The sequence below is a fragment of the Pseudomonas sp. Ors-4-3C genome (assembly GCF_055755035.1).
In genome coordinates, this window is sequence record NZ_CM146900.1 from 1,804,713 (window position 1) to 1,826,207 (window position 21,495).

Annotated in this window: 18 protein-coding genes; 9 read left to right on the top strand and 9 right to left on the bottom strand. The window is 60.5% G+C overall.

Annotation, left to right across the window (positions count from 1 at the left end):
- Nucleotides 1-32: 32 nt before the first annotated feature.
- Entirely contained in the window at nucleotides 33-647 is a 615-nt protein-coding gene (locus ACVHNU_RS08195; protein ID WP_473019408.1) for a biliverdin-producing heme oxygenase, read from the top strand.
- The gene (locus tag ACVHNU_RS08200; RefSeq protein WP_473019409.1) at nucleotides 644-2,890 is read left to right on the top strand and encodes an ATP-binding protein; all 2,247 of its coding nucleotides are present in this window, start codon (nucleotides 644-646) and stop codon (nucleotides 2,888-2,890) included. The genes ACVHNU_RS08195 and ACVHNU_RS08200 overlap by 4 nt, the downstream gene beginning before the upstream one ends.
- A gap of 50 nt (nucleotides 2,891-2,940) precedes the next feature.
- On the opposite strand, the gene ACVHNU_RS08205 is transcribed toward ACVHNU_RS08200, so the two are convergent.
- Entirely contained in the window at nucleotides 2,941-6,642 is a 3,702-nt protein-coding gene (locus ACVHNU_RS08205) for a hypothetical protein (RefSeq protein WP_473019410.1), read from the bottom strand.
- 306 nt (nucleotides 6,643-6,948) lie between these two features.
- Between ACVHNU_RS08205 and ACVHNU_RS08210 the strand changes: the two genes are divergently transcribed.
- Entirely contained in the window at nucleotides 6,949-7,536 is a 588-nt protein-coding gene (locus ACVHNU_RS08210) for a LysE family translocator (RefSeq protein ID WP_103485711.1), read from the top strand.
- A 12-nt stretch (nucleotides 7,537-7,548) separates the two neighbouring features.
- Here the strand turns inward: ACVHNU_RS08210 and ACVHNU_RS08215 are convergent, their stop codons facing one another.
- From ACVHNU_RS08215 to ACVHNU_RS08230, 4 genes are all read right to left on the bottom strand, one after another.
- Nucleotides 7,549-8,307, bottom strand: a complete 759-nt coding sequence (locus tag ACVHNU_RS08215) for a DJ-1/PfpI family protein (protein WP_473019411.1) — start codon at nucleotides 8,305-8,307, stop codon at nucleotides 7,549-7,551.
- Nucleotides 8,308-8,367: 60 nt separating this feature from the next.
- Nucleotides 8,368-9,201 carry an AraC family ligand binding domain-containing protein gene (locus tag ACVHNU_RS08220; RefSeq protein ID WP_473019412.1) on the bottom strand — a complete coding sequence of 278 codons (834 nt, stop codon included), beginning with the start codon at nucleotides 9,199-9,201 and terminating at the stop codon, nucleotides 8,368-8,370.
- A 35-nt stretch (nucleotides 9,202-9,236) separates the two neighbouring features.
- Nucleotides 9,237-9,740, bottom strand: coding sequence for a VOC family protein (locus tag ACVHNU_RS08225; RefSeq protein ID WP_003224132.1), 504 nt, complete (start codon nucleotides 9,738-9,740; stop codon nucleotides 9,237-9,239).
- Nucleotides 9,741-9,976: 236 nt separating this feature from the next.
- On the bottom strand, nucleotides 9,977-10,645 hold the full coding sequence (locus tag ACVHNU_RS08230) for a class I SAM-dependent methyltransferase (RefSeq protein WP_473019413.1): 669 nt from the start codon (nucleotides 10,643-10,645) through the stop codon (nucleotides 9,977-9,979).
- Between the two features lie 93 nt (nucleotides 10,646-10,738).
- Between ACVHNU_RS08230 and ACVHNU_RS08235 the strand changes: the two genes are divergently transcribed.
- A complete protein-coding gene (locus ACVHNU_RS08235; RefSeq protein WP_473019415.1) occupies nucleotides 10,739-11,131 on the top strand; it encodes a GFA family protein in 393 nt (130 codons plus the stop codon).
- Between the two features lie 136 nt (nucleotides 11,132-11,267).
- On the opposite strand, the gene ACVHNU_RS08240 is transcribed toward ACVHNU_RS08235, so the two are convergent.
- Nucleotides 11,268-12,098 carry an alpha/beta fold hydrolase gene (locus ACVHNU_RS08240; RefSeq protein ID WP_473019416.1) on the bottom strand — a complete coding sequence of 277 codons (831 nt, stop codon included), beginning with the start codon at nucleotides 12,096-12,098 and terminating at the stop codon, nucleotides 11,268-11,270.
- Between the two features lie 254 nt (nucleotides 12,099-12,352).
- Here ACVHNU_RS08240 and ACVHNU_RS08245 point away from each other — a divergent pair, with 254 nt between their 5' ends.
- The 4 genes from ACVHNU_RS08245 to ACVHNU_RS08260 all read left to right on the top strand — a co-directional run bounded on the left by ACVHNU_RS08245 (nucleotide 12,353) and on the right by ACVHNU_RS08260 (nucleotide 16,599).
- Entirely contained in the window at nucleotides 12,353-12,808 is a 456-nt protein-coding gene (locus ACVHNU_RS08245) for a (2Fe-2S)-binding protein (RefSeq protein WP_473019417.1), read from the top strand.
- 20 nt (nucleotides 12,809-12,828) lie between these two features.
- A complete protein-coding gene (locus ACVHNU_RS08250; protein WP_473019418.1) occupies nucleotides 12,829-14,991 on the top strand; it encodes a xanthine dehydrogenase family protein molybdopterin-binding subunit in 2,163 nt (720 codons plus the stop codon).
- Nucleotide 14,992: 1 nt separating this feature from the next.
- On the top strand, nucleotides 14,993-15,571 hold the full coding sequence (locus tag ACVHNU_RS08255; RefSeq protein ID WP_338801570.1) for a hypothetical protein: 579 nt from the start codon (nucleotides 14,993-14,995) through the stop codon (nucleotides 15,569-15,571).
- Between the two features lie 62 nt (nucleotides 15,572-15,633).
- Nucleotides 15,634-16,599, top strand: a complete 966-nt coding sequence (locus ACVHNU_RS08260) for a sensor domain-containing diguanylate cyclase (protein WP_201137907.1) — start codon at nucleotides 15,634-15,636, stop codon at nucleotides 16,597-16,599.
- Between the two features lie 902 nt (nucleotides 16,600-17,501).
- Here ACVHNU_RS08260 and ACVHNU_RS08265 read toward each other — a convergent pair.
- Nucleotides 17,502-17,927, bottom strand: a complete 426-nt coding sequence (locus ACVHNU_RS08265; protein ID WP_103522343.1) for a VOC family protein — start codon at nucleotides 17,925-17,927, stop codon at nucleotides 17,502-17,504.
- 109 nt (nucleotides 17,928-18,036) lie between these two features.
- On the opposite strand from ACVHNU_RS08265, the gene ACVHNU_RS08270 reads away from it, so the two are divergent.
- Nucleotides 18,037-18,891, top strand: coding sequence for a LysR family transcriptional regulator (locus ACVHNU_RS08270; RefSeq protein ID WP_473019419.1), 855 nt, complete (start codon nucleotides 18,037-18,039; stop codon nucleotides 18,889-18,891).
- A 179-nt stretch (nucleotides 18,892-19,070) separates the two neighbouring features.
- Here the strand turns inward: ACVHNU_RS08270 and fabI are convergent, their stop codons facing one another.
- Nucleotides 19,071-19,865 (bottom strand): enoyl-ACP reductase FabI, encoded by a 795-nt coding sequence (fabI, locus tag ACVHNU_RS08275; RefSeq protein WP_003202751.1) that lies wholly within the window; start codon nucleotides 19,863-19,865, stop codon nucleotides 19,071-19,073.
- Between the two features lie 19 nt (nucleotides 19,866-19,884).
- Nucleotides 19,885-21,495: an ABC transporter ATP-binding protein gene (locus ACVHNU_RS08280; RefSeq protein ID WP_103485053.1), complete on the bottom strand. Its 1,611-nt coding sequence runs from the start codon at nucleotides 21,493-21,495 to the stop codon at nucleotides 19,885-19,887.

The window sequence follows — 21,495 nt, forward strand, 5'->3', positions numbered from 1 at the left end:
GCCCCGAAGCGGCCCCACCAAGAGCGATTTACATGCAAGCAAAGGCCCGTGAAGTTTATGTGCCACTGGTGCTGCAAGATCTGCGAGCCGGTACTGCCGAGCTGCATATCGCACTGGAAAAACGTCTTCCTTTTTTCTCCGATTCCCTCGATGCGAACGCCTTTGAACGTCTGATGCAGGCTTACTACGGCTTTTATCTGCCGCTGGAAAGCGCATTACTCGACAGCGGCTCGATCCCGGTCGATTTCGATCTGGCGCCACGTCTCAAGGCGCAGACCCTGTTAAATGATCTGCAGGCTCTGGGCCTGACGGCCGAGACCATCGCGCGTCTGCCGCTGTGTCAGTCGTTGCCAGTGATCGACTCCAGCGCGACCTGCCTGGGGGTGTTGTATGTGCTGGAAGGGGCAACCCTTGGCGGGCAGATCCTGCGCCGCGAAATCGCCTCGAGGTTGCGCCTGGATGCCGGCAATGGCGCGGCATTCCTCGACATTTATGGCGCCGCCACCGGTCGCCGCTGGCGCGATTTCATTGAATACCTGGGCAGTCGGTCGCTGGATGCGGGCGAACGTGAGGCCGTGGTTGCGGCAGCCCAAACCACATTCAGCTGTTTCGAGCGTTGGCTCGAAAGCCGGGAGGTACTGGCATGACTCCGCAAGACAAAGAAGCCTTTGAAGAACTGCTGGCCAACTGTGCCGACGAACCGATTCGCTTCCCCGGGGCGATCCAGCCCCACGGTTTGCTGCTGACTCTGAGCGAGCCGGCGCTGGAGATCATTCAGATCAGCGCCAACGTCGAGACCTTGCTGGCACGTCCGGCGCAGGAACTGATCGGCCAGCCGCTGCACAAGTTGCTGGGTGAGGCACATGCGGCGGCTGTTAGCGACGCGTTGCTGCATCCGGTGTTTGCCGATGCCGGACCGCTGCATTTTCGCCTCAACGGCACTGCGTTCGAAGGGCTGCTGCACCGTCATCAGGGCGTATTGATTCTGGAACTGGAAATCCACGTCGAGAATTTCCAGCCGCGTAACGTCGCCAGCAATCCAACCAATCTGGGACGTATGCTCCAGCGTCTGCAAGCGGCCACCACGTTGCAGGCGCTGTATGAAATCAGCGTCAAGGAAATCCAGGCGATGACCGGTTACGACCGGGTGCTGATCTACCGCTTCGAGGAGGAGGGCCACGGTCAGGTCATCGCCGAGGCGTCCGATCCATCGATGGAAGTGTTCAATGGCCTGTTCTTCCCGGCCTCCGACATCCCCGAGCAGGCGCGCGAGCTGTACCGCACCAACTGGCTGCGGATCATTCCGAATGCCGATTACCAGCCAGTGCCGCTGGTGCCTAAGCTGCGCCCGGACACCCAGACCCCGCTCGACCTGAGTTTCGCCACCCTGCGCAGCGTGTCGCCGATTCACTGCCAGTACATGAAGAACATGGGCGTGCTGTCGTCGATGAGTATTTCCCTGCTCAAGGGCGACAAGCTCTGGGGCCTGATCAGTTGCGGCAACCGTCAGCCGCTGCATGTGCCGCACGAACTGCGCAGCGCGTGTCAGACCATCGGCCAGGTGCTGTCGCTGCAGATCAGTGCGATGGAGTCGCTGGAAATCAGCCGCCAGCGCGAGGAGAAAGTCGAGGCGTTGGCGCTGCTCAATCAGGCCATGATCGACTCGCCGGAAAATGTCTTCGATGGTCTGGCGCAGCAACCGCAAGTGCTGATGGCGCTGGCCGGGGCCGGGGGCATTGCGATCATCGAAGACAAACAGCTGCACCGTTACGGCAACTGCCCGGAGCCGGAAGAGATTCGCGCGCTGCACAAATGGTTGCAGGAAACCGGCGAACCGGTGTTCGCCAGCCATCACTTGGCGAGCGTCTATCCGCCGGCCACGCAGTTTCAGCCAGTGGCCAGCGGCGTGCTCGCCATGAGCCTGCCCAAACCGGTGGACAACGGCGTGTTGTGGTTCCGCCCCGAGGTCAAGGAGAACATCAACTGGAGCGGTGACCCGCGCAAGCCGCTGGATCTGGAAAACTCCGACGCCGGCCTGCGTCTGCGCCCGCGCACCTCGTTCGAAATCTGGAAAGTCGAGATGGCCGGGATCTCCACCAAATGGAGCCATGGCGATCTGTTTGCCGCCAATGATCTGCGTCGTTCGGCACTGGAAAGTGACCTCGCCCGCCAAGTGTGCCGCGAGCAGGAAGCGGTACGCGCCCGTGATGAACTGGTGGCGGTGGTCTCGCATGATCTGCGCAATCCGATGACGGTGATTTCGATGCTCTGCGGCATGTTGCACAAGGCCTTCAGCTCCGATGGGCCGCACACTTCGCGGCGCATCTCCACGGCCATCGACACCATGCAGCAGGCAGCCGGGCGGATGAACACGCTGCTGGAAGACTTGCTCGATACCTCGAAAATCGATGCCGGGCGCTACACCATTGCGCCGCAGACCCTGGATGTCGGGCAGATGTTCGAGGAAACCCAGTCACTGCTCGGGCCACTGGCGCTGGACAAGGACATCAGCATCTCGTTCGAAGCCGATCCCGACCTGAAAATCCATGCCGACCCGGAACGCCTGTTTCAGGTGTTGTCGAACCTGATCGGCAACGCGATCAAGTTCACCCCGCGCAAAGGCTCGGTGGGCGTGCTGGCCAAGTCTGACGGTAAAGAGATCGTGTTTACTGTGCGTGACACTGGCGAAGGCATTCCCAAGGAAAACCTGGCGCGGGTGTTTGATCGTTACTGGACGGTGAAGGAAGGCAATCCGACCGGAACCGGCCTGGGCTTGTACATCACCCAAGGGATTGTTGAAGCCCATGGCGGGCGGATCGAGGCCAGCAGTGAGCCAGGGCAGGGCACGGAGTTTCGGTTTACGGTGCCGGTGATGCTTGCGGGCGAATGAAGAAATAGCCCGGTCGGTTGATACCGGCCGGGCCACAGGTCTACTCGGGATTACAAATCGCCGTCGAGGCCATGGAGCGCGCTGATCGATTCTTTTGACAGCGGACTGAAACGGTTGTGTCGCAGCTCGTGGATCGCATACAGGGCGCGACCCGTACGGCCGTTGCCGTCACCGAACACATGAAAGCCCGCGACCGTAGCGAACATTTGCTTGCCGAAGTGTTCATGGGCGGGGTCGAGAAGCTTCAGGTGATCCTGCATCAAGGAAAAGCCACTGATGTTGCTGCCATATTTTGTAGGGTGCGTGCCTACACGAATGATGTCAGCGGTCGCCGGCGCGATACTGACGTGTAACTGGCGGATCAGATCCGGGTCAGTGAGGGGCTTGTTGCTGTCGGCGTACTCTCGCAGTATGGCTACGATACTGTCGAGGTCGTTGCCCGGTGAGTTCGAAGCATGAACGATCCACGCTCCGGCTCGCTGGGCGTTATCGGTAAAGCCTTTAGGGTTGTAACGTGACTCGGGCACTACGCCGTTGTAAGGGGCTGCCCCCAGATCCTGTTTCAGCACATTCTGCTGATGGTTTTTCATGTAGATAACCTTACGCGCCTCCAACTCGCTGAACGACTCCAGCAAATCAGAATATTCGCTGCCGGCTGAGCGCGCGGCGCTGTATTCGTGGCGGTTCTTTGTCATGAACGTTGTCAACAGATCATCGAGTGCCGTCTGGCCGATCAGGGCCTCCAGCTCCTGAGTCTTTTGCAGTTTGCGTGTGGTACTCACCAGTGCATTTTTGTACAGCTGGTCCAGCTCCGCGTGGCTGGCACCTTTGGGTAGCGCAGTGTTCTGGTCCAGCAGGCGCTTGAGGACCTGGCTGGCGGTTTCAATGCTGTCATCCTGAAACAGCGCTCGCCCGTGCGCCACCGTCGGTAACGTCATGCGAATCTCCGCCGCCGCCCCGGACTTGCCCAGCGCTTTGACCAGGTCATAAGAGCCGCTGCTGGTGCTGGTCAGCCGCCGTAGTTGGCGAGCACTGATACGGCTGACGGTGTTGCCGTAATGAGTGAGCTTCAGCGCACTTTTACCCAGCAGTTTGCCGGTGCCGACCAGCAGTTGTGGAACGCCGTCCAGCGGGTTGAACAGCGATACCAGAACATTGCCGGCCACGCGGCTGAGGCTTAACAGCCGCGTGCTGCTGGCCGCGGCTTTGGCCAGGGCCCCGGCCGCCCCGATAAAGACAAAGGCCACGGCGAGGGCGTCGATGACACAGCTGAAGGCCGCCCCGCTGCGTTGATCCGGATCATCCGACGTCAGTTGCTGAATACAGCCCCGGAACGGAATGAAGATATTCAGAATGATGTTGGCAACGCGTTCGTACTCCTCCTGCTGCTCTTCGTATTCAGTCTGGTCATAGCCCATCCGGTAATACTCGTCATAGGTGATGGCCGGGTTCTTGTGTGCAATGAAGTCGGCCATGTCCTTGAGCCTGACGGAGCGAAAGCTGTCCATCGGCGAGACATGCCAGGCGGAAGGTTCGTTGTGCTCGGCAAATTCCCCCAGCCGATCAAGCAGCATGCCGAACTCGCGAATCTGCGCATACTCTTCAAGTTGCCAATGGTGGCGCGGCAGTAACCGGTTGATGTCCGCCTGTTCGGTTGGCCGAGGCGTTGCGCCTTCGAAGTAAGCCTTGTGCTCGCTCACGATGTTTTCGAGGTAGGTGAGGCGCGGGAAAACTCCTGTTTCCTCATTGGTCGCTTCGTCGAAGCTGCCGGTGTCTTCGTTGAACGCTGACGCCTTGAAGTAAGCCTCGGCCAGACGTTCGCTGGTACGGCACAGCCCCTGTAGCGGGAACAGCTCGAAGCAATGGTGCTTCGATTTGTGACGACACAGGATGACCACGCCGTGCGGGGAGAAGTGGTCGGCGCTGTGACCGGGAATGTTGCGGTTGCCGCGCACCAGGTACACGGTTGACGCGCCCTGGGTCAGCGCTTGCCGTTCACTCAGGCTCAGGTTGGAAAACGCCAGCCGGATCATCGTGCTGATACCCGCCTTGAAGCGTTCGTGCTGCGGTTTGAGCTGCTCAGCGTACAACCCGTTGACGGGCGCAAGATCCGCCAGGCCGGGATGCACATCGTGCAGATTGCGCTTGCTCGATTTGCTGGTGAGGTTTTTCCGATGCAGCTGGTTGGCGAGGTAAAGATTGATCACCGTGTCGCGGATCAAACCACCCTTGTTGTGCGGTGAAGCGAATATTTCTCCCTGATTAGCAATGCCGGCGTCCAGCAGCGTTTGTCTTGCCAGTTTGCGGCGGCTGACCGGGGCCGCCGTAATGGCGTGCAGTGCGTCTTCCAATTCCTTGGCATAAGCGCTGTAGTGATTCATCGCTGCTGTTGCAACGCCTTCTGGCGTCAGTGCCGCGTTTTCATCGGGGAGCATTTCGTTGATGGCTGCCCAGTCCATCACGCATTGCAGATTGAGGACTTGATGCACGGTCCTTTGAGCGTCGCTGAGCGGTGCAAGCGCGGCGAATTTGATCAGTTGGGCGTAGGACAGTGTCAGGGACAGCCCGGGCGCGATGCGTTCCGTCAGCAGCACCGCTTTGCGCAACAATACCCAACCGGGCGAACCGATCAACAGCGTCTGCGGGGTCAGCACCAGGAACTCCGGGGACTGGCCCGCCAGCACCAGCTCCACCGCCAGGTGCGCGGCGAACGGATCGGCACGGTTGATCTGCTCGAACTGCTGTTTCAGGCGAGCACGGGCCTGGGCCGAGGTTTCGTGCACGTGCAACGGCGCGTAACGCAAGCCACGATGCGTCGCGACCCGTTCTTCCGAACCCATGTCCAGATCCAGCACGACAGCGGCGAGCAGCAACCGACTGCGCGTGATTTCGGTCATTGCCGGTGCCGGGTCCGGGCCATGCAGGGCTTCGAGACAGGTTTGCGCAAACTCCCGGGCTTCACGCGTTTCCAGCAGGTGTTCCCACGCCAGGCGCGGATCCTCCATCACCAGCGCGCCACTTTTCTTCACCAGCAGCGCATCTGTCAGATAGTTGATCAACGGTTCGGCATGCCGGCCAGCATCGGCCATGCGCTTGCGCACCTGCTGCAGGATCAGCGGGTATTGCTCGGGTTCGACAATCAGCGCAGCGTCGGCGGCTTCTTCGCTGATGCCCCAGTAGTTGCCGAACTTCGGCGCGGGCGGCAGGGTGAATTTCAGGCAGTCGATCAGGTTGGCGATGGCGGCTTCGTCTTCAGGTCGGTCGATATCCTGAAAGATCAACCAGTTGCGCAAGGGGACTTTGTTGCCGGAAGAAATGATGCCGCCAGTACGCCGGGCGCCATTGGCCAGAAGTTCAACATCGGCGCGCAGCGCTTCGACTTCATAAAGTTGATCGGTAATGATGCTGTAATGAATGTAAGTGCCGGTAGAACCTGTTTCTTCATGGGCGGCATAAACTTCGCCATTGCTCAACACCATGAACCAATGGTTCTTGTCGATGCTCAGTTTTTCAGTGAGGCTGGCGAATTCCGGATGGTGGATTACCGTGCGTAGCAATAGTTTGCCGGCGTGATGTGCATGGTCGAAATCGCTACCTGCAATCACCTCGGTGACGAGTTGCAGGGCATCATCGCTGGTGCTGGAGTTTTGCAGAAGGAAGTGTCTGTTTTCCAGGGCTTTGGCAATGTTCAGGCGCTCTTGCTCATCGGCGGAAGCGGGGGCGGCGCTGAACAGGTTGCGGGTAATATCCATATAGAACTCTTCTGTTTCCAGGTTGATGTAATACAGCGATCAGTCACCGGTGGGGTGGCTGTTTGTGAAGTTGCCGGGGAATATAAAACATTGCCCGTCGTGATTTATCTGTTTTGAGTTTCAGGCTGTTTTCAAAAGTATCTGGATATTTGTTAGTTGGATTAACGTTAAGAGTTGGTTGGGGATGGGTGGGTGATATTCCGTTCCAGGGTGCTGTAGATTAATCGGGGTAATTTTGTTCAATACACCCAAGGGTGGCGCTGGTTAGTGTTGCGATCTTGTTCCTTGAATTGAAACAGGTGTGCGATGAGTCTGATTGTGTCGATGGCGGCGTTTGCATTGGTGGCGTCCATTACCCCGGGACCGGTGAATATCGTGGCGTTGAGTTCCGGCGCGCAATTCGGCTTCCGGGCCAGTCAGCGGCATGTGGCGGGGGCGACGTTGGGGTTTGTGTTGCTGCTGGTGCTGATGGGCCTGGGGCTGCATGAAGTGCTGACGTTGTGGCCGGCCCTGACCCGGGTGGTGCAACTGGCCGGGGTGGCGTTTCTGTTGTTCATGGCCTGGAAACTGGCGGCTGATGACGGCCAGTTGAATGCCGGCGAGGCGGCGCGTGCGCCGTCGATGTTGTACGGCGCGGTGATGCAATGGCTCAACCCGAAAGCCTGGCTGGCTTGCGTGGCAGGGATGGGCGCGTTTGTCGCCGATGGCGAGGCGCGGCTGGTCTGGCAGTTTGCGGCGGTGTATCTGGTGATCTGCTATTTGTCAGTGGGTTGCTGGGTGTATGCCGGGACGTTTTTACGTGGGTATCTGGGCAATCCGGCGGGGATGCGCCTGTTCAATCGGTTCATGGCTTTGTTGCTGGCGGCGAGTGCGATTTATCTGTTGTTGCCATAAGTCTCGTGTCATTCACCCAGCCGATCGTGCTTGCAGCATGGCGACCCATTCTTTGGCGAAGCGATGGCAATCACCGGGCCAGCGCGCCGTCAGCAGATTGCCGTCGCGCACCACGAACCCTGTTTGCGGCGCTTTTGCGCTATCACGCCTGGCGATGAGGGGACCGCGTACAAAGTCGGATTGGCGCGACAGTGCGGCAGTCACCTCTGCCTCGACGGTCTGCGGGTAAGTGCGGAAGTAACGCCCCAGCCAGGCGCAGGTCATCAGCCAGGCCGGTAACTCCATGGTGGTCGCCAGCAACGCTGTGACCTTGCGCCCGAACAACACCGAACGTCCGGTGTCAGGGTCAAGGGTGCGGGCCAGTAACAGCACGCCATGACACACCGCCGCCACGGGTTTTTGTGCCTTGTAAAACTGCAGGGCGATTTGCCGTGCCTGTCCGGACTCCAGCAGGCTGCGCATGCCTTTGGCATGACCGCCGGGAATCAGCAGACCGTCGAACTGAGACGGGTCGACATCGGCATACGCCAGCGGTTGAAGAAATGCCGCGCTGTCGATCATCTGGGCGTAACTATCGAGGTCGGCCTTGCGCGTCATCAGCATCGGGTTCAGCGGCCCGAACCCAACGCTCACCAACCGTGAATCGGCGTAGGCAGGCAGGCCTTGCGGCGTGGCAAAACGGGCCTCGATGCCCGCGTTGTGCAGCGCCTGCCACGGCACGCTGCTTTCAGTCGGGTCGTAATCGGCGGACGGCAACAGAATCAGAATCATCCAGAGCAAACTCCCGGGCCGGGATTGGCCGCTGATCTGGAGCGTAGCCGATTTTGACTGTCAGCCGCGATATTGGCCGGGTGTCGCGGCCAGATGCTGTTTGAACGCGCGCTGGAAGTGCGCTTGATCGGCAAACCCTGCTTCAAGGGCGACATCGGCAATCAACTGGCCGCTGCGCAGGCGTTCGCGGGCGAACTGGATGCGCTGGTTGACCACGAACGCGTGCGGGGTCATGCCGTAATGCTGCTTGAAGGCGCGGATCAGGTACGAGGTCGACAGCTGCGCCGCCGTGCAGATGTCCTCCAGGCTGAGCAGATCGGTGCAGTGTTCACGGATGAAATCGGCGGCGCGTTCGAGCTTGAAATTCGGCTCGCGCAACGGTTGTTCCGCCGGGTTCAGGCGCAGCTGCAGGTCGCTGAAAAACTCCACCGCTGCGCTCTGTTTACGCAGTACATCCTGCTGCTCATCGACCAGTGTGGCGTACAACCCTTGCAGCGCCCGGAACAGCCGAGCGTCATTCAAGTGCGTGGTGGAAAATCGGCGGAACTCAAGCTCGGTATTGAACCCCAGCTGATGCTGCAAGTCCGTCAGCCACGGCGTTTCCACGTACAACATCAGATACGACCACGGCTGATCATCGATCGGATTGCAGGCGTGCACATCGCCTGGATTCATCAGCACCACGGTGCCGGCGGCGACGTCGAACGTCGATTGCTCATGCACATAAATGCTGCGCCCGGCGGTTATCGCACCGATCGAAAAATGCGCATGGGAATGGCGCGAGTAGCAGACCTCACGGCCATCGGCGATAGCCCGCGCTTCGATGAAGGGCAGGGCGTCGTCACGCCAGAAGTGTGGCGCTTTTTCAGGGCTTTTGGCGGCGGCGTGTTTCATCGTTATTGTTCCCGGCAGGCCAGAGCCGGAGTGTATTAGCTCTGGCCGGCAAAGGCCCGCTCAAGTTCGGCAATGTCGAGTTTTTTCATCTTGAACATGGCCTGCATCGCCCTTTGCGACTTAGTGGTGTCGGGGTCTTGCATCATGTGCATGAAGGCCACCGGTACAATTTGCCACGACACCCCGAACTTGTCCTTGAGCCAACCGCATTGCTGGGCCTCAACCGGGCCGCCGGCCGACAGGTTGCCCCAGAAGTGGTCGACTTCCTCCTGATTCTGGCAATTGACCTGAAACGATATGGCTTCACTGAACTTGAACATCGGCCCGCCGTTGAGCCCGGTGAAGGTCTGGCCGTCGAGTTCGAAACTGACTGTCATCACCGCACCTTCCGGCTTGCCGTGAAATTCCTGGCCGACCTTGCTGTAGTGGGTCAGGCCGGTGATTTTCGAATGATCGAAAACCGAGCAATAGAACTTCGCAGCAGCTTCGGCCTGATCATCGAACCACAGGCACGGTGTGAGTTTTTGAAAACGTTGCATGGCAGTCATCCTCGGCAGGTTAGACACGCAGGATAATCAGCGTAGTCAGTCCTTGGTCGAGTGGCGGTGCCGTAGATCGACAAGTGCCATGCAATTCAGCCAACACCCTGAACCTGTGGGAGCTGGCTTGCCAGCGATGGGGCCGGCACATTCAGAAGTGATGTTGCCTGAGCCACCGCCATCGCTGGCAAGCCAGCTCCCACAATTTCTGTGACTCACTCGGGATGTGCGGAGAGTCAGCGCCGCTCGGCAATCATCAACAGGGACTGTGGCACCGCACTTTGCGGATGCTGCGGTTCGTGCAGGCCGACCAGTCTGAACCCCGCCATGTCCAAGGCATTCAGCCAACTCGACAGCGTGCGGAAATACCACGGCATCGGCTGCCACTGGCCCTTGAACCCGGCGAAGGATTCTTCACGCCAGCCATCCTGATAATCGCCAGCCGCCACGGCCCACGGATGCAGGGTCTGAATGATCATGGTGCCGCCCGGAACCAGCAACGCATTCATCGCGGCGAGCAGCGCAATGATGTCCTGATGCAGCAGCGAGAAATTAGCGCAGACCAAATCGTAATCACCGCCGATATCGACCCGGGCGTCGACCAGCGCCTCGTAACTGGCAACATGCAGCTTGGCCGAACCAGCCTCACGTGCTGCCTCGATCAGCGTTGCATCGCCATCGACACCCGCCGCATCGATGCCCCGGTCCGCCAGCGCCCGCAACAACCAGCCTTCACCGCATCCCAGATCCAGCACTCGCTCGGGTTGACGGCTCATGATCGCCAGCAGGATCGCCTGATCGGTGACCTGCTGACGGCTTTCGATGGCACCGCTGCGGATCACTTCGATCCAGGCATCGGCGTTGTCGTGCCAGCTCTGCAGAAGGGTGGATTCGGGTGAAGGCATGGCGCTGTCTCCGGTAAAAGGCAGATTGTGAGCGTTCGCTGGTGCGCCTGCTATGTTCAAAGGCTGAACAGAGTCTGGCAGAGGATAGACACCATGAGCCCATTAACTGGCGGTTGCCTGTGCGGCGATGTGCGTTTCGAAGCATCGGGCCAGCCTTACCGCGTCGGCATCTGCCACTGCCTCGATTGCCGCAAACATCACGGTGCGTTGTTCCATGCCTCGGCGATATTCCCCGAGAATGCGGTGACCGTCAGCGGCAAAATCGGCGAGTATCAAGGGCGAGTGTTCTGCCCGCGCTGTGGTTCACCGGTACTTGCGCGTTCGGGGGATGAAATTGAAGTGAATGTCGGCTCGCTGGACGCGCCGAACCAGTTCACGCCGACTTATGAGTTGTGGACTATCCGTCGTGAGGCCTGGTTGCCGGCGCTGCCATTGGCTCACCACTACGAACGTGATCGAGAGCGTACGAGTCGTTCCGAGGAGTAGTGCACTTCAGGCCAATCAAGTCCCCTTGTAGGAGTGAGCCTGCTCGCGATAGCGTCAGCAAAGCTTGAACATTTGTTGCCTGATACATCGCCATCGCGAGCAGGCTCGCTCCTACAGGAGATAGGCGGCACTCTCCTCAGCCGCGAATAAACGCCAGCAGATCGGCATTGATCGTCGCTGCCTCTGTCGTCGGCATCCCGTGCGGAAACCCCGGATACGACTTCAACGTACCATTTGGCAGCAACTTCGCCGACAAAGGCCCCGAGTTCGCATACGGCACAATCTGATCATCCTCGCCATGCATCACCAGCACCGGCACGGTGACCGTCTTCAGGTCTTCGGTGAAATCGGTCTGCGAGAACGCGACGATCCCGTCGTAATGCGCCTTGGCGCCGCCGATCATGCCCTGACGCCACCAGTTGCCGATGATCCCCTCGGAGGGCTTGGCGCCCGGGCGGTTGTAGCCGTAGAACGGCCCGCTGGGAACATCGCGATAGAACTGCGCGCGATTGGCCGCCAACTGCGCTTGCAAGTCATCGAACACCGATTTCGGCAAGCCACCGGGATTGCTTTCGGTCTTGACCATCAGCGGCGGTACCGCGCTGATCAGCACGCCTTTGGCGACGTTGTCCTGACCATGCCGGGCAATGTAGTGGATGACCTCGCCGCCGCCGGTGGAGTGGCCGACATGCACCACGTTCTTCACCCCCAGATGCTGAACCACCGCCAGCGCATCGTCGGCGTAATGGTCCATGTCGTGGCCGTCCCAGACCTGGCTCGAACGTCCGTGCCCGCGACGGTCATGGGCAATCACCCGAAAGCCCTGGGCCAGAAAGAACAGCATCTGCGCGTCCCAGTCATCCGAGCTGAGCGGCCAGCCGTGGTGGAAGTGGATCACCGGGGCGTCCTTCGGGCCCCAGTCCTTGTAGAAAATATCGACGCCGTCTTGGGTGGTGACAAATCCCATGTTCGCGACTCCTGACCAATGTGATGGGTAACCCGCGCGCCAGTCGCAGATCGATCGTGGTGGCTCGGGTGAGAGCCGTTATCAGCGGTAGGATTAAAGTCGACATTTTCAGGGACTGGCATGACCGGTGGTCGCAACGTCTGGCTTCACGCGCAAATTAGGCTTTGCTGAAAGGGATAAGCCGAGGCGCGCACAGGCTTCGATGGCCGTAGCGACGCCCCTTCAGAACACCGTGAGTCTGAGGAAAATCCCCGATGCTGACCTTGAATATCAATGGCAAGGATCAGGAACTCGATGTGCCGGCCGAAATGCCGTTGCTCTGGGTCCTGCGTGACGTTGCGCACCTGACCGGTACCAAATTCGGCTGTGGCATGGCCCAGTGCGGCGCCTGCACCGTACACGTCGATGGCGCTCCGTTGCGTGCCTGTATCACGCCCGCCACCGCCGTGGCCCACGGCCAGAAAATTCTCACCATCGAAGGCCTTTCGACCGACGGCTCGCACCCGGTGCAGCAGGCCTGGGCCGAACTCGATGTGGTGCAGTGCGGTTACTGCCAGTCGGGGCAGATCATGTCTGCCGCCGCGCTGCTGGCGAAAATCCCCAAACCCACCGACAGCGATATCGATCAGGCGCTCTCCGGCAACATTTGCCGCTGCGGCACCTATCCACGGATCCGTGCGGCGGTTAAGCGCGCGTCCGAAATCGGTTGATGCATGTTGGGAGAAGGCTGATGAACAGTCCTGTATCGCGTCGCGGATTTCTCAAGGGCAGTGCCGTGCTGGGTGGCGGTCTGGTGGTGGCGTTCGTGGTCCCCGGTGCCCATCGGTTTGCCATGGCGGCGGAGAATGAAGGCAAGGTCTTTGCGCCGAATGCGTTTTTGCGCATCGCCGCCGACAACAGCGTGACGGTGTTGCTCGGGCATTCGGAAATGGGCCAGGGCATCTGGACCGGCCTGACCATGCTGATCGCCGAAGAGCTGGACGCCGACTGGTCGACGATCCGCGTCGAACACTCGCCGGCCTCGGCGGCCGATTACGGCATGCCGGCGTTTGGCGGGATGCAGATTACCGGCGGCTCGACCTCGACCTGGATGGAGTTCGACCGTTACCGGCTCGCCGGGGCCACGGCGCGACAGATGCTGGTCGAGGCGGCGGCCAAGCGTTTCGATGTCGCGCCTTCAGCCATTCGTACTGAATCGGGCGTGGTGATCGCCGGCGATAAACGCGCGACTTACGGCGAACTGGCGGACGCCGCCGGGCAACTGCCTGTGCCGGATCCCAAGTCGATCACCTTCAAGGAGGCCAAAGACTGGAAGGTCATCGGCAAGCCGACCAAACGCCTCGATACCCCGGAGAAAATCACCGGCCGCGCCAAGTTCGGCATGGACGTGCAGTTCGACGGTTTGATGACCGCGATGGTCGCCCGTGCGCCGGTGTTCGGTGCCACGGTCAAATCCTTCGAAGGCGCCGAGGCGCTGGCGGTCCCCGGCGTGCACAAAGTGGTGCAAGTACCGACGGGCGTGGCGGTGATTGCCGATCATTACTGGGCGGCGAAACTCGGTCGTGATGCATTAAAAGTCGATTGGGATCTGGGGCCGCATACGGATCTGAGCAGCCAGGGCTTACTCGACAGCTTCCGCAAACTGGCAGCGACACCGGGCACTTCCGCCAGCCAGGCTGGGGATCCGAAAGGCAACTTCGACAAGGCGGCGAAGAAAATCGACGTCGAGTACAGCGTGCCGTATCTGGCGCATGCACCGATGGAACCGCTGAACTGTACGGTGAAGATCAGCGCCGAAAAATGCGAGATCTGGACCGGCACGCAATTCCAGACCCTCGATCAAATGGTCGCCGGCAAGATCACCGGACTCAAACCCGAGCAAGTGGAGATTCACACCGAGTTTCTTGGCGGCGGTTTCGGGCGCCGGGCCAATCCGACCTCGGACTTCGTCGCCGAAGCGGTGCAAGTGGCGAAGGCTGCCGGGATGCCGGTGAAAACCGTGTGGTCCCGCGAAGATGACATTCGTGGCGGGTATTACCGATCGATGTTCCTGCATCAGGCGCGCATCGGCCTCGATGGGCAGGGCCTGCCGCTGAGCTGGCAGCATGTGCTGGTCGGCCAGTCGATCATGACCGGCACTCTGCTGGAAGCGACCATGGTCAAGAACGGCATCGACCCGACGTCGGTCGAAGGCGTGGCCGACAGCCCGTATATCAAAGGTCTGGCCCATCAACAGGTCGAGCTGCATTCGCCGCAGACCGGGATCAATGTGCTGTGGCTGCGTTCGGTGGGGCACAGCCACACCGCGTTCGTCATGGAGTCGCTGATCGATGAAATGGCCGCCGCCGCGAACAAGGACCCGGTGGAATACCGGCGCACCTTGCTCAAGGATCATGCGCGCCATCTCGGGGTGCTGAATCTGGCGGTGGAGAAGGCCAACTGGCAAGCGCCATTGCCGGACGGGCATGCGTTGGGCGTGGCGGTGCATGAGTCGTTCGGCAGTTATGTGGCGCAGGTGGCCGAGGTCTCGCAGGACAATCTGGCGATCCGCGTGCACCGCGTGGTGTGTGCGGTGGACTGCGGGATCGCGGTCAATCCGCAGAGCATCGCGGCGCAGATGGAATCGTGCATCACCTTTGGCCTGGGCATGGCGCTGCACAGCAAACTGACTGTCAAGGACGGCGCGGTGGTGCAATCCAACTATCACGACTATCAGGTGCTGCGGCTCAACGAGATGCCGCTGGTCGAGGTGCATATCGTGCCCAGCAGCGACAAACCCGGAGGCATCGGCGAGGCCGGGGTGCCGCCCACCGCGCCGGCGGTGGCCAACGCGGTGTATGCGCTGACCGGGCAACGGTTGCGTGAACTGCCGCTGCAACTGGCGGGGGTGTGAGATGAAACGACATCTGCTGTTGGGCACCATGATCTTGCTGGGGCTGGGCGGCTACGCATCGGACCTGTTTGCCGATGATCAGGAGGCGCTCAAGGCGTTCGGTACGGTGCAGAAGGTGTTCCAGAGCCCGCGCTGCCAGAACTGTCACATTCCCGGCGACTCGCCGCTGCAGTTCGATGCGGGCAAACCGCACGCGATGAACGTGGTGCGCGGCATGGACGGCAAGGGCGCCGCCGGTTTGCCCTGCGCCACCTGTCACGCCGAGAGCAACCCGCCCGACAGTTATGGCCCGCATGCGCCACCGGGTGCGCCGCACTGGAGCCTGCCACCGGCGGCGCACAAAATGGCGTGGATCGGCCTGCCACCGGACAAGTTGTGCGCAATGATCAAGGATCGTTCGAGCAACGGCGACCGGGATTTCGCCGCGCTGATAAAACATGTCAGCGATGACAAGTTGGTGCTGTGGGGCTGGAACCCCGGAGCAGGGCGCGCGCCGGTGCCGGTGCCGCATGACATTTTTGTGGCTCAGTTCAAGCTTTGGGCCGACGCGGGCGGCCCGTGTCCGGTGGCGGGCGGTTGATGTGTGTGAGTCGCTGGCGAATCAGGCTACTCTAACGGTCATTGACCCTGATGGAGTGCGTGATGCTGGCCCCGATCAAACCCGCCAATGAAGCAACCCGAATTCAAGCGCTGCACGGCTTGAATGTCCTCGACTCCGCGCCGGAGGAGCGTTTCGACCGGCTTACGCGGCTGGCCAAGCGCCTGTTCAACGTGCCGATTGCCTTGGTGACGTTGGTGGATAGCGATCGTCAGTGGTTCAAGTCTTGCGTGGGGCTGGGCGTCAGTGAAACGCCGAGGGATGTGTCATTCTGCGGCCATGCGATCCTTCAGAACGAACTGCTGTTGGTGGCTGATGCCAAGGAGGACGAGCGCTTTCACGACAATCCGCTGGTCACCGGCGAGCCGAAGATTCGTTTCTATGCCGGCTACCCGCTGACGGTGCCCAATGGCAACAAAATGGGCACGCTGTGCCTGATCGACACCAGACCGCGGGAACTCGACGACGAGGAGCGCGCCCTGTTGCGCGACCTCGCCGGCATGGCCGAGCAGGAATTGATGGCGGTGCAGATGGCGAGCATGGATGAGCTGACGCTGCTGTCCAACCGCCGTGGCTTCAAGACTCTGGCCCAGCATGCGCTGGACGCCTGCAAACACCGGGACAAACCGGCGACGCTGCTGTTTTTCGATCTCAATGATTTCAAGCAGATCAACGATCGCTACGGCCATGCCGAGGGCGACAGTGCGCTGAAGACCTTCGCCGACGTGCTGCGCATCGCTTTTCGCGAAAGCGATGTGATCGGGCGCTTGGGCGGCGATGAGTTCGTGGCGCTGCTGACCGGCTCCAGTCACGTCGAAACCACGGCGATCATGGCGCGGCTCAAGGAAATCCTCGACGAGCGCAATGCGATGTTGCAGCGCGGCTACGACATTCGCTTCAGCGTCGGCCAGATCGAATACGATTCCCGACGGCATGACACGGTGGATCGGCTGCTGGCCGATGCCGACGAGGCCATGTATGCGCACAAGCAGGCGTTGAAACGGCGCTGATTCGGCCTCATCGCTGGCTTGCCAGCTCCCACAAGTTTCTCGGGTGTTCACGAAATCCCGGTGCTGCGTAGGCCCCCTGTGGGAGCGGGCTTGCTCGCGAAAGCGTCCGATCAGGTGGTATCCATGTTGAATGTACCGGCCTCTTCGTGAGCAAGCCCACTCCCACAAGTTTCTCGGGTGTTCACGAAATCCCGGTACTGCGCAGGACCCTGTGGGAGCGGGCTTGCTCGCGAAAGCGTCCGGTCAGGTGGTATCCATGTTGAATGTACCGGCCTCTTCGTGAGCAAGCCCACTCCCACAAGTTTCTCGGGTGTTCACGAAATCCCGGTGCTGCGCGCAACCCTGTGGGAGCGGGCTTGCTCGCGAAAGCGTCTGGTCAGGCGATATCGATGTTGAATGTGCCGGCCTCTTCGTGAGCAAGCCCACTCCCACAGGTTTCTCGGGTGTTCACGAAATCCCGGTGCTGCGCGCAACCCTGTGGGAGCGGGCTTGCTCGCGAAGGCGTCTGGTCAGGCGATATCGATGTTGAATGTGCCGGCCTCTTCGTGAGCAAGCCCACTCCCACAGGTTTCTCGGGTGTTCACGAAATCCCGGTGCTGCGCGCAACCCTGTGGGAGCGGGCTTGCTCGCGAAAGCGTCTGGTCAGGCGATATCGATGTTGAATGTGCCGGCCTCTTCGTGAGCAAGCCCACTCCCACAGGTTTCTCGGGTGTTCACGAAATCCCGGTGCTGCGCGCAACCCTGTGGGAGCGGGCTTGCTCGCGAAAGCGTCCGGTCAGGTGGGATCCATGTTGAATGTGCCGGCCTCTTCGTGAGCAAGCCCACTCCCACAGGCTTCTCGGGTGTTCAGGAAATCCTGGTAGTGCGCGGACCCCTGTGGGAGCTGGCTTGCCAGCGATGCTCTATTTGGCAAACAACTGCCCGATGTCCTTGAACGCCTTGAATTCCAGCGCATTGCCGCACGGGTCGTACAGAAACATCGTCGCCTGTTCGCCCACCAATCCCTGAAAGCGGATCCCCGGTTCAATCACAAATCGCGTGCCCAGTGACGTCAGGCGTTCGGCCAGCGCCTGCCACTGCGCCATCCCCAGCACCACCCCGAAATGCGGCACCGGCACGTCATGCCCGTCCACCGCATTGGTGTGCGCGGCTTCCTGGGAAGCGTTTTTTGGCGCCAGATGAATCACCAGTTGATGGCCGAAGAAATTGAAGTCGACCCAATGCTCGCTGGAGCGACCTTCCTCCAGCCCGAAGACTTCGCGGTAAAAGTGTCGTGCGGCGGCCAGGTCATAGACGGGGATGGCCAGATGAAAAGGGCTGAGCTGCATGGGGGATTCTCGATCAGGGGAAGTGGATTGAGTTTAGTGCTGTGAAATGTGATTGAAAGACGATAGTTTTTGCGCCGAGCTCAAATTATTTCGATCAGTCGAGGTGTGCATGCTGCGTGAACTCAAGACCTTTCTCGCGGTGGCGCGCCACGGCACGTTTGCCGCCGCCGGATTGCACATCGGTCTTACGCAATCGGCGGTCAGCGCGCAGATCCGCAATCTCGAACAGGCCCTGGGCATTCGCCTGTTCGACCGCACCGGCCGCCAGGCGACGCTCAATCCAGCCGGGCAGCGCGCCTTGCCGATGGCGCAGGAGATGCTGGCGATCTTCAGCCGCATGGGCGAGAGCGAGGATGTCAGCGAGTTTCGGGGCGAGTTGAAAATCGGCGCGGTGGCTACCGCGCAGACCGGGTTGTTGCCCCAGGCGCTGTTGCGCTTGCGTCAGCAGGCTCCGGGGCTTGAGCCGAAACTGGTGCCGGGGGTGTCGCTGAATCTGTTGAGTCAGGTTGATGCCGGTGAGGTGGATCTGGCAATCATGATCAAACCGACGTTCGAGCTGCCCAAGGAATTGTCGGCGCAGGTGATTCGTCGCGAGCCGTTTGTGCTGATCGTGCCGCTGCAAGTCGAGGGCGACGATCCGCTGCGCCTGCTCGCCGAACAGCCGCAGGTGCGCTATGACCGCAATTCATTCGGCGGGCGGTTGGTGACGCGGTTTCTGCGCGAGCAGCGGATCGAGGTTGACGTGGCGCTGGAGCTGGATGAGCTGGAAGCGATCGTGAAGATGGTCGAGTCCGGGCTGGGCGTTTCGCTGCTACCCAAGGCCGGATTGTGGCTGGAGCATCCGCTCAAGGTCAGGGTGATCGAGTTGGGTGAGCTGACGTTCTACCGCGAGATGGTCCTGTTGCAGCGCTATAGCCAGCGTAATCAGCCGATTCAAAAACTGTTTGCGCAGTGCCTCGAGTAATCCCCAATCCCCTGTGGGAGTGAGCCTGCTCGCGATAGCGCCGGGTCAGTAATATTGATGTGTCTGGAGCACCGCGATCGCGAGCAGGCTCACTCCTACAGGGGATTTGGGGTGTTCAAGAAATTGCAGGCACAAAAAACCCGCCTTAAGAGGCGGGTTTTTTATTGGCAGGCCGAAGATTACTCTTCGATATTGCCCATCGCGGTGGTGTTGAAGCCGCCGTCGACGTACATGATTTCACCGCTGATGCCCGACGCCAGGTCGGAGCACAGGAAGGCGCCGGCGTTGCCGACTTCTTCGATGGTGACGTTGCGGCGCAGTGGGGTTTGCGCTTCGTTGGCGGCCAGCATCTTGCGGAAGTTCTTGATGCCCGAGGCTGCCAGGGTACGGATCGGGCCAGCCGATACGCAGTTGACGCGGGTGCCGTCCGGGCCCAGGGAGCCGGCCAGGTAACGCACGCCAGCTTCCAGCGAAGCCTTGGCCATGCCCATCACGTTGTAGTTCGGCATGGTGCGCTCGGCGCCCAGGTACGACAGGGTCAGCAGGCTGCCGTTGCGGCCTTTCATCATTTCGCGACCAGCCTTGGCCAGGGCCACGAAGCTGTAGGCGCTGATGTCGTGAGCGATACGGAAACCTTCACGGGTGGTGGCTTCGGTGAAGTCGCCGTCCAGTTGGTCGCCCGGGGCGAAGCCGACGGAGTGCACGATGCAGTCCAGGCCGTCCCACTTCTTGCTCAACTCTTCGAAGACCTTGGCGATTTCTTCATCGCTGGCCACGTCGCACGGGAAGCACAGCTCAGGGCTCGAACCCCAGCCCTGTGCGAACTCTTCAACGCGACCCTTGAGTTTGTCGTTCTGATAAGTGAAGGCAAGCTCAGCGCCCTCGCGATGCATGGCGGCAGCGATGCCGGATGCGATGGACAGCTTGCTGGCGACACCGACGATCAGTACGCGCTTACCGGCGAGAAAACCCATGTGTTGCTCCTCTTTCAGGTTATTGCGCAGTGGCTGGTGCCAAAAAAGCGGCTTCCAGCAACTGCTGTGTATACGGATGTTTGGGGGCGGCAAAAATATCTTGCGCAGCTCCCTGTTCGACCACTTGGCCATGCTTGACCACCATCAACTGGTGGCTCAGCGCTTTGACGACAGCCAGGTCATGGCTGATGAACAAATACGTCAGGTTGTACTTGGCTTGCAGTGAACGCAACAGCTCCACCACTTGCCGCTGCACCGTGCGGTCGAGCGCAGAAGTCGGCTCGTCCAGCAGGATCAGCGCCGGTTTGAGCACTAACGCTCGGGCAATGGCGATACGTTGCCGTTGCCCACCGGAAAATTCGTGGGGGTAGCGGTGCCGGGTTTCCGGATCCAGACCTACCTCCTTCAATGCCGCAATGATCGCCGCTTCCTGCTCGGCGGCGGTGCCCATCTTGTGAATCCGCAGGCCTTCGCCAACGATGTCACTGACGCACATCCGCGGACTCAGGCTGCCGAACGGATCCTGAAACACCACCTGCATCTCCCGACGCAACGGACGAACCTCGTTCTGCGTCAGGCAGTCTAGCTGTTTGCCCTCAAAGCGAATGGCGCCTTTGCTGCCGATCAGCCGCAAAATCGCCAGACCCAGCGTGGATTTGCCGGAACCGCTTTCCCCCACGATCCCCAGAGTCTGTCCCTGAGGCAGGCTGAAATTGATGCCGTCCACTGCCTTGACGTAATCCACCGTGCGCTTGAGCAGGCCTTTCTTGATCGGGAACCAGACTTTCAGGTTCTCGACTTCGAGCAGCGGCGCCCCGATTTTATTGGTCGCCGGGCCTCCGCTGGGCTCCGCGCCGAGCAATTCCCGAGTGTACGGATGCTGCGGCGAACGGAACAGCTCTGCGCACGATGCCTGTTCGACGATGCAACCGCGCTGCATGACACATACGCGATGCGCAATTCTTCGCACCAGGTTCAAATCGTGACTGATCAGTAGCAGCGACATGCCCAATCGAGCCTGAAGTTCCTTGAGCAAATCGAGGATTTTCAGCTGAACGGTCACGTCCAGTGCGGTGGTCGGTTCGTCGGCGATCAGCAACTCCGGCTCGTTGGCCAGGGCCATGGCGATCATCACTCGCTGGCGCTGGCCGCCGGACAATTCATGGGGCAGGGCCTTGAGGCGCTTGTGCGGCTCGGGGATGCCGACCATCTCCAGCAGCTCCAGGGTGCGCTTGGTTGCGACTTTACCGGTCAGGCCCTTGTGGATGCCCAGCACCTCGTTGATCTGCTTCTCGATCGAATGCAGCGGGTTGAGCGAGGTCATCGGCTCCTGAAAAATCATCGCGATCCGGTTGCCGCGGATGTGGCGGATGGTTTTTTCGCTCAGGCCGAGCAGATTCTGCCCCGCATAGTTGATGCTGCCGGCCGGATGTCGGGCCAGCGGGTAGGGCAGCAGGCGCAGGATCGAGTGCGCCGTCACCGATTTGCCCGAGCCGGACTCGCCGACCAGCGCCAGGGTTTCACCGCGCTTGATGTCGAAACTCACGCCCTCGACTACTCGGTGCCGCCGCTCGTTCAAGCCGAACTCGACGGCGAGGTCGCGCACTTCGATCAGATTATCCTGATTCAT